This is a genomic window from Ruegeria sp. YTSA168 (assembly GCF_059610045.1).
This window is the reverse complement of the sequence record NZ_JBXWMW010000008.1, coordinates 141,909-150,378: the sequence shown is the minus strand read 5'-3', so window position 1 is coordinate 150,378 and position 8,470 is coordinate 141,909. Positions and strand designations below refer to the sequence as shown.

Here is an 8,470-nt window from a genome sequence, read left to right as displayed (position 1 = left end):
GCTTGGCACCGATTTCCTGAATCGGCTTCTTGTTCGCCTCACGCGCGATTTCGATGTCAGATTTATAGCTCATTGGGCAGGGTCCCTGATTGAATGCCGTGCAAATTCGGCGCGGCGCGCCGATGCTGAGCAACCCATACCGTTGTGTACAAATCCAATGGCTATGGATTCCGACATATTCATGCCGCGAAACGGCGTTAGGTCGACTCTGTCGTTTCTAATCGGAAACCCAGGCCACCTATGGCGCCCAAATCGGTTGATCGGGAACAAACAGTTTCATCCTGTCGCCAATGCGTAGTTCGCCGGGCCGCTCGACCCATGCAGTCACCCCACGGCGTCCCTTCGCAGCAGGCTTGAACCCCGCCCCGTGGCCGGCGTGCTCCGCTTCAATCTCACGCCCCGGCAAGATACAAGGCGCGTTCTCCATATCGACTGTGAGCGTTACATTACCGTCGCCCTTTAATCGGGACGAAGGTGGAATATGCGAAAAGTCAGGGATCCCCTGTAGAACAATCGAAGCGCCGAGATAAGACGGATCCAACTGATCAAGGCTCATCTCGGCGGCGATCTCGTCCAGTTCTTCAACAGACAAAATCGAGAGCTGACGCACATTTCGGATTTCAGTCCCTTTTGGGTAAAGGTTCCCAACCCGGACACAGGATGCGCGATTGAGCCCTTCATGGCGCTCACCCTGAACACCCTCAAATTCAAGCCTCAGCGCTTCGACCGCCTGTGCACGCAATGATGCCCCTGCAGGGACATACCCCAACCAGATCACCTCGGCTGAATACTCTGTTTCGCGCAAAAACGGCATGGGCTATCCTTCTCTATCGTGCCACGCGCGCATAATGCGCATGCATGCAGCGATGGAAAGAAAAAACCCGGAGGCAGGCTCCGGGTTTTCTGATTATGCCGTTGGTTCAGGCTCCATCCCACCTTCGGGTGGGGATTTCTTGGCCTTGGTCTTGGGAATCGCCGTAACGCTCGGCGCGCTGCCCTCATCCGGCTTATCGCCCTCGTCGTCGCTTTCGCTGGGCGGCTCGCCATTCATGACGCGCTTGATCTCGTCCCCGGTTAGGGTTTCGTATTCCAGCAGACCCTGGGCCAGACGCTCCCACGCCTCGTTCTTGTCGGTCAGGATTTTGTAAGCGTGCTCATATCCCTGCTGGATCAGACGCTTCACTTCTTCCTCGATCAGCTCTTTGGTATGCGCGGACACCGAGAATCCGGCTGTATTGCCCGAGTACCCCTCATGCGCTTCGGCATAGTCAATATTGCCGACCTTGTCGGACATACCCCAACGCATCACCATCGCGCGCGCCAATTGGCTGGCCTGCATGATGTCACCGGCGGGGCCGTTCGACACATGATCCTCACCATATTTGATCACCTCGGCGGCCTTGCCTGCCATGGTCATGGCCAACTTTTGCTCACACTCATCCCGGTGATAGTTCAGACGGTCCATCTCGGGCAGTGACACCACCATACCCAGCGCACCACCGCGCGGAATGATCGTCGCCTTGTAGACTGGATCGCACAAGGGCAGTTCCAGACCAACAACCGCGTGACCGGCTTCGTGATACGCGGTCTTTTCCTTTTGGTCCTGGGTCAGCACCATCGAGCGGCGCTCGGCCCCCATCATCACCTTGTCTTTGGCGTTCTCAAAATCTTCCATAGTGACAAAGCGACGGCCCACACGAGCAGCCATCAACGCGGCCTCGTTCACAAGGTTTGCCAGATCGGCACCGGAAAAGCCCGGAGTACCCCGCGCGATGATCCGCAGATCGACATCGGGGCCCAGAGGTGTCTTACGCGCATGTACGCCCAAGATCTTCTCACGGCCTTTGATGTCAGGATTGCCGACGGTCACGTTGCGGTCAAACCGGCCCGGACGCAGCAAGGCAGGGTCCAATACGTCTTTGCGGTTGGTGGCCGCCAGAATGATCACACCTTCATTGGCCTCGAACCCGTCCATTTCGACCAGCAACTGGTTAAGGGTCTGCTCGCGTTCATCGTTACCACCGCCGTAACCCGCGCCGCGATGGCGGCCCACAGCGTCGATCTCGTCGATGAACACGATACACGGCGCGTTCTTCTTGGCCTGCTCGAACATGTCGCGCACACGGGATGCACCGACACCCACGAACATTTCAACAAAGTCAGAGCCTGAGATGGTGAAGAACGGCACCCCCGCCTCTCCCGCAATCGCACGGGCAAGAAGCGTTTTACCGGTGCCCGGAGGGCCGACTAGAAGCGCGCCTTTCGGGATCTTGCCGCCGAGGCGCGAGAATTTCTGCGGGTTGCGCAGGAATTCAACGATCTCTTCCAGCTCTTCCTTGGCCTCATCGATGCCCGCCACGTCATCAAACGTCACGCGGCCATGCTTTTCGGTCAGCATCTTGGCCTTGGACTTGCCAAAACCCATCGCACCGCCTTTGCCGCCGCCCTGCATCCGGTTCATGAAATAGACCCAAACCCCGATCAGCAGCAGGAAGGGCAGCAGAGTGATCAGGAAAGATTGAAAGCCAGACTGCTGCTGTTTCTCAGCGCGCACAGGAATGTTCTCGTCGATCAGCAGCTTTGTGACCTCGGCATCGCCAGGTTTGATCGTCACATAGGTTCCGCCGGTTTCGGTGGTATAGCGAATCTGTTCGCCATCCAGTGTCACATTCTTGACTTCACCGTTCTGCACGGCGCTGACAAAGTCGGAATAGGTTCGTTCATTGCTCTGAAGCGTTCCGCCTGGTCCACTGAACAAATTGAACAGTGCAAGGATCAGCAAGAACAGAACGACCCAGAAGGCGATATTGCGAGCGTTGCCCAAGGAAATTCTCCCAAAAGATTTCGGCAAATAGCAATTTGCCGGGTTGCTTCTTAAAATAGAGAGGATTGGCGCAGGTTCAATGCGATAAAAACGACGCGTGAAACTCGGACCATTCCGGTGCCCGTTCTGCGGTCCAGCCATTGGGAAAGCCTGCCAAAGGCGCCGCCTGGAGTTCATCGCCGCGCCAGACCGCTGGTGAGGATTGTAGCGCAAGGCGCGGACGCCCCGTTGCGCGCCAATCTGGAACCAAGGCAAGCCCGACCTCACCCAGCGCGCGGATTTCAAATCCGTCGGTCCCCGGCCCAGTTAAAATCCAACGCGCATCCCAGCGCGCGGCGGGGGGCGCTCTCAGGCTGGCAATGGCCTGAAACTCTCTGCAAATCCAAGTGTTCGCGGCTTGAGGCACCAGCAGACACCCGCTTAGCGATCCAGCTTCCCCATTGTCCAGCGCTTCTACGGCTTGGTTCAAAGCAGACTGACGTGGTGGATATCCGGGCCCTGAGATCCAGCTGAGGATACCAACAAGTAGCCGGCGCTTGATCTCGGCTGGCAAGGTTTGATACGCGGCCCGATCCACACAAACATCCCCGTCGACCACAACCGCGGCCTTGCGGGCGGATTCCTGCGTAAACAGGTCCAGCGCCTCACGCGCTTGGGTAAGGTTGCTGGCGACACGCGACAAGGTTTCCGGCGTTATCCCCAGCGGAGATAGGTCAGCAAGTGCCTTTCGGGCTTTGATCCGGTCAAACCTTTTGTCCTGATTCGATGGATCCTCGATCCACTTCAGCCCCTTATCCGATAGATAGTCGCGCAAGCTATGGCGGGTGGTCCCAAGCATCGGGCGCAGAATGGTTACACCCTCTCGGACATGCGCAACTGGCATGGCTGCAAGGCCTGTAACCCCAGCGGAGCGGGCCAGCCGCATCAGCACGGTTTCTGCCTGATCATCCGCAGTATGACCCAAAGCAATCGCAGGGATATTATTGGCATGCGCCCATTGAGCCAGCAATGCATACCGTGCCTGCCGCGCCTGATCCTGCAGATTACCTGAGCCGTCCCAGCCTTGCCACTTAAGGGTATCGTGTTTCAGCCCCAGGTCAGCCGCCTGCCGCGCTACAATTTGGGCCTCTTCGGCCGCTTCTGGTCGCAAGCCGTGGTCAACCGTGGCTACATATAGTTCAGTCCCTTCATGCGCAGTGATTTCAGCGAGAAGGTGCATCAGCGCCACCGAGTCGCCACCGCCCGAGACTGCGATACCCAGTCGTTGCGGCAGCCGTTCAGGCAGCCGGGCGCGAATATCGGATTTCAGGCTGGTCGGGGTCCGGCTCAAGAACACCCCAGTGAGGCCATTTCCTGTGTGGCATTTGACGCGGGACCAGAGGACGGGAACCGAACGCCAACCTCACTGAGGGTGATACAGGCCTGATCGGTTTGACCCAGACGGCCCAGCGCCGCGCCGAGCTCATACAACGCCTCGGGGGCAACCGCCCCTTCGGAATCGCCGGTGAAGCTGGCCAGAAAGGCGCGTGCCGCTTCGCGCGTGTCACCCAGACCTTCCAGTGCCTGCCCACGTTTCAAATGCGCCTCGGGCGCCAAAGGGCTGCCGGGATAGGATGTATCGAACTGCGCAAACTTGGTCGCGGCGGTCTGGAAATCACCATCGGCCAGCGCTTGCGACGCATCGTTAAAATCCGCCTGCTCGCCAACGGCCAGTTCCGCCTGCTCGGTCGCAGGAGGTGTGGCCGGTGTTATGACCGCTGCGCCCGAACCTGTGTCCTCTCCACCCAGTGTACTGGTTGGTTCGCCAGAAATTTCACAATTGGTCTCCAACTCACAAAGGCGGAATTCAAGATCCCCGATCCGGTTGGTCCCATCGGTCACAATGTTCTGCACCCGCTGGTTCAATTGCTCGGTCTGACGCGTCAGACGTTGTAGCTCGGCCTCAATCGCGTCGACGCGTTCAAGCACAGAACTGCCGGACAGGTTCGGCGCCGGAGAGCCGGTGGTCGAAAACTCGCGCTTCAGGCGCTGTATCTCCACATGCAGCACCGTCAGTTCCTGCCGGATATCCGCCAGTGTCTGCTGATCCTGCGCTTGCGCCACGCCCGCCGTTGCGACAACTGCGGCCAAAACCCATCCTGCAAGTCTCATCGTCTTACCCCAAGGTTGAACCGGTCAGCACTGTTACCGCGCGGCGGTTCTTGGAATAGCATTCCTCGGTGCTACAAATTTCAATCGGGCGCTCTTTGCCATAGCTTACAGTGGTCAGTCGGTTGCCCGCCACACCCCGCGAAATCAGGAACTCACGCGCGGCATTGGCGCGGCGAGCACCCAGCGCAAGGTTATACTCGCGCGTGCCTTGCTCATCGGCATGGCCTTCGATTGTGGCTACATAGTCAGGGTTCGCCATCAACCACTCGGCCTGCCCCTGCAGCACCGTTTGAGCCTGCGGCGAGAGGGTCGACTGATCCACCGCGAACAAGACGCGATCCCCAACCGTTTGCTGGAAATACGCAGGTGAGCGCGGATCACTGGGTGACCCCGCAACAATCGAACCGCTGCCACCAGGACCGCCACCGCCCAAAGCCGAAGGATCATTGTTTGCGCAGGCTGCAACCACGCTCAGCGCGCCCAGTGCCAGGATTTTGCCCAATATGTTCATCTCAAGTGCCTCGTTGTTTTGTTCGTTGCTGCCTGTCTACCACAGGGGCGGTTTCTTGTGAACGTTCCCGCACATCTGCAGCGATCAATTCTGTAACGGACCCCATGACGGGTCGCTGCCACCGTCCGGTGTGCGCACCGGGCGCAGGTTCCGCCCCGAGATATCTACCGAATAAAGCGTCGCCCGACCGCTTGCGCCCTGTGTCTCACGAGTGAACATGATGACCCGCCCGTTCGGGGACCATGTTGGCCCTTCGTCCAGGAAGGACGATGTGAGCAGGCGTTCTTCGTCCCCATTGGTGCGCATCACACCGATATGGAAACGGCCTTTGTTTTGCTTGGTGAACGCGATCAAATCTCCGCGCGGCGACCAGACGGGTGTGCCATAACGACCTTGTCCAAAGCTGATCCGCGTTGCCTCGCCCCCATTTGCGGGCATGACATAGAGTTGTGGCGTACCCGAACGGTCGCTTTCAAAAACGATCTGGCTGCCATCCGGCGAATAGCTGGGCGCGGTTTCAATCGCGGGCGTATTGGTGAGCCGCGTACTTTGTCCCGAGGCCAGATCCATCTTCCAAAGGTCGGTGTTGCCGCCCTGGATCAGCGAATAGACAATAGACCTTCCATCCGGCGAGAAGCGGGGCGAGAAACTCATGGTGCCACCCTGCGTATTCAATTCCTGACGCCGCACGCTGCCGACATCCAGCACGTAGATACGCGGGCTGCCCGTTTCATAGCTGGTATACAGAAGCCGGTCCCCGGTGGGCGAAAAGCGCGGGGCCAGAACGATCGCGGAACTGTCTGTCAGGTACTGAACATTTGCTCCGTCATAATCCATAATCGCCAACCGTTTGAGACGTTGGTTCTTGGGGCCGCTTTCCGAGACAAACGCCACGCGGCTGTCAAAATAGCCCCCCTCACCCGTGATCCGGCTATAGACCTGATCGGCAACCTTATGCGCCATGCGCCGCCACCCATCGGTGGTTCCGGCCAGCTGCAGCCCGTTGCCCAGTTCTTGACCTGAGAACACATCCCAGACCCGGAACCTGACCGTCAGCCGCTTGCCCGAGACATTGACCGCGCCGGTTATCAGTGCCTGCGCATTGATCGCTTTCCAATCGGCAAATTGCACTGGTGCATCAAAGCTGCTGACGCGGCTGATGAATGCGTCCGAGGAGATTTCGCGGAACAGCCCCGTTCCAGTCAGATCCGCCGCGACAACGCGGGAAAGATCGGCGGCATATTGTGTCGCGGATGGTCCATCCGGCACAAAATTCGGAACCGCAAAGGGCATCGGCTCGATGATCCCTTCGTCGATTTCCAGGCGCAGCGGGCCGCTCTGCGCGTATACCGGGGCCGACATCAGGGTCAGACCAAGGACGAGGCTGGTCAGAAGTTTCATCATTTGATCCGCATCCTCTCGGGATTGAATGTAATCTCAATATCCTGCCACTGATCGTATTTGTCAGCAGGCAGATCGTACCCACGCGCGCCACAGCGCAAAATTGCCCGTCGTGCGGCCTGATAGGCCTGATTTTCAGCACCTGCTGACCCGCCAGAGCTATCCAGCAAGCGAACGCTTCCACCTACAACCGTTCCATCACGATTGAGTGAAAACCCGACCACAACAACAACGTTCAACGCATCGGTCGACAACGAGCCGACATTCCAGCATTGCGACACCGCCACACGCATCGCATCCTTCTCACCGCTGGTCAGCGGCGGGCCAGAGGGTGCGGCTGGTTCGGACAAAGCCTCGGCAAGGGCATCGTTGATGGCATCATCATTGTTCTGCGCTGGCACTTCGGGGGTTGGTTCCGGGGTTTCCGTCACCTCTGTTTCCGGCGCAGGCGCAGGGCGATTTGGGCGCACACGCGGGCGTGGCGATGTCAGCGGTGCTTGCTCGTCGGTCTCCTCGGCCTCGGTCACGATCTCAGGCGCAGCCTCTTCCGGGGCGGTTTGATCCTGTTGTTCCTGCTGGGTTTCGGCACCTTCGTCCAACGAAACGGGGGGCGTTTCCACCTCATCCGGCTTCGCCTCGGGCGGTGGTGGCGCGACGGGTTCAGGTGCAATCCGCTCGGACGGGCTGGGCGTTGCCTCGGGGCCCGGAGGCGCAACCAAGGCCGTCGTTTCCGGTTCCGTCAGTGTCGGGGGCTCTGGCGGCAATTCGGGCTCTGGCGGCACTTCAACCGTCTCGGGCTGAACCTCGGGCTCCGGTTCAGATGGCGTCACAGGTTCGGGTCGCGGTTGTTCTTCCGGTGCCACCTCGGGCGCTTTGGCTTCAGTCTCGGGCTCGGGCGGCTGTTCCAATCTGTCGGGTGAGGTCGGCACTTCGGGCGCATTTGTCTGCGCTGTCATCGCAACAAATTCCTCAGCCGAAATCACGGACACATCCTGCACAGACATCGGCAACGGCTCGGACCGGAAGGTACCGCCGAACACGGCCCAGCCAATCAGGCTTACATGCGCAATCGCCGAGATTTTGGTGCCGGTATCCACCGCGCGACCCCACCTTTACCCGTCATCCAGCGTCGGCCCGCCGGTATCCGTCACCAGACCCACATTCGAAAAACCGCCCGCATTCAACGCGCCCATCACCTGCATCACCTGCGCATAGGGGATCGCCCCATCCGCCCGCAGAAAGACCCGATCACTGCTGCGTTCTGCCGCGATGGCACGTAGCCGTCCGATCAATTCCTCGCGCTGAATATCGGTGGTCTGAATTTGAATACGGCCATCGGCAGTCAGCGTGACGGTCAGCGGTTCTTCACTATCGCCGGGCAAAGCGCTTGCCGCAGTCTTGGGCAGATCGACAGGCACCCCAACCGTCAAAAGAGGCGCCGCAACCATGAAGATGATCAGCAACACCAGCATAACATCGACAAATGGCGTGACATTGATCTCAGCCATCGGCTGAGCGCGACCGCGCCGCCGTCCGCGTCTGCGCCCGTTGTTGCCAGATCTCTGCTGAACCGCCGCGCCCAT

8 protein-coding genes are annotated in these 8,470 nt (G+C 59.3%); all 8 read right to left on the bottom strand.

Going from position 1 to position 8,470, the window contains the following annotated elements:
• Positions 1-238 precede the first annotated feature (238 nt).
• The 8 genes from AC2FFE_RS15080 to tolR all read right to left on the bottom strand — a co-directional run bounded on the left by AC2FFE_RS15080 (position 239) and on the right by tolR (position 8,470).
• Positions 239-814 carry an MOSC domain-containing protein gene (locus AC2FFE_RS15080; RefSeq protein WP_496847024.1) on the bottom strand — a complete coding sequence of 192 codons (576 nt, stop codon included), beginning with the start codon at positions 812-814 and terminating at the stop codon, positions 239-241.
• A 93-nt stretch (positions 815-907) separates the two neighbouring features.
• On the bottom strand, positions 908-2,824 hold the full coding sequence (ftsH, locus tag AC2FFE_RS15075) for an ATP-dependent zinc metalloprotease FtsH (protein ID WP_353012480.1): 1,917 nt from the start codon (positions 2,822-2,824) through the stop codon (positions 908-910).
• A gap of 76 nt (positions 2,825-2,900) precedes the next feature.
• Entirely contained in the window at positions 2,901-4,154 is a 1,254-nt protein-coding gene (gene tilS, locus AC2FFE_RS15070) for a tRNA lysidine(34) synthetase TilS (RefSeq protein ID WP_496847023.1), read from the bottom strand.
• The gene (gene ybgF / locus AC2FFE_RS15065) at positions 4,151-4,975 is read right to left on the bottom strand and encodes a tol-pal system protein YbgF (protein WP_496819927.1); all 825 of its coding nucleotides are present in this window, start codon (positions 4,973-4,975) and stop codon (positions 4,151-4,153) included. Before ybgF ends, tilS begins: the two co-directional genes overlap by 4 nt.
• Before the next feature lie 4 nt (positions 4,976-4,979).
• Positions 4,980-5,486: a peptidoglycan-associated lipoprotein Pal gene (gene pal, locus AC2FFE_RS15060; protein ID WP_170531039.1), complete on the bottom strand. Its 507-nt coding sequence runs from the start codon at positions 5,484-5,486 to the stop codon at positions 4,980-4,982.
• A gap of 84 nt (positions 5,487-5,570) precedes the next feature.
• Positions 5,571-6,890 carry a Tol-Pal system beta propeller repeat protein TolB gene (gene tolB / locus AC2FFE_RS15055; protein WP_496847022.1) on the bottom strand — a complete coding sequence of 440 codons (1,320 nt, stop codon included), beginning with the start codon at positions 6,888-6,890 and terminating at the stop codon, positions 5,571-5,573.
• The gene (tolA, locus tag AC2FFE_RS15050; protein ID WP_496819929.1) at positions 6,887-7,984 is read right to left on the bottom strand and encodes a cell envelope integrity protein TolA; all 1,098 of its coding nucleotides are present in this window, start codon (positions 7,982-7,984) and stop codon (positions 6,887-6,889) included. The genes tolB and tolA overlap by 4 nt, the downstream gene beginning before the upstream one ends.
• A gap of 15 nt (positions 7,985-7,999) precedes the next feature.
• Positions 8,000-8,470, bottom strand: a complete 471-nt coding sequence (gene tolR / locus AC2FFE_RS15045; RefSeq protein ID WP_496847021.1) for a protein TolR — start codon at positions 8,468-8,470, stop codon at positions 8,000-8,002.

Excerpts from the sequence above, each read along its gene's own strand:
- AC2FFE_RS15080 (WP_496847024.1), bottom strand. The coding sequence starts at position 814 with ATGCCGTTTTTGCGCGAAACAGAGTATTCAGCCGAGGTGATCTGGTTG.
- ybgF (WP_496819927.1), bottom strand. The coding sequence starts at position 4,975 with ATGAGACTTGCAGGATGGGTTTTGGCCGCAGTTGTCGCAACGGCGGGC.
- pal (WP_170531039.1), bottom strand. The coding sequence starts at position 5,486 with ATGAACATATTGGGCAAAATCCTGGCACTGGGCGCGCTGAGCGTGGTT.
- tolB (WP_496847022.1), bottom strand. The coding sequence starts at position 6,890 with ATGATGAAACTTCTGACCAGCCTCGTCCTTGGTCTGACCCTGATGTCG.
- tolR (WP_496847021.1), bottom strand. The coding sequence starts at position 8,470 with ATGGGCGCGGCGGTTCAGCAGAGATCTGGCAACAACGGGCGCAGACGC.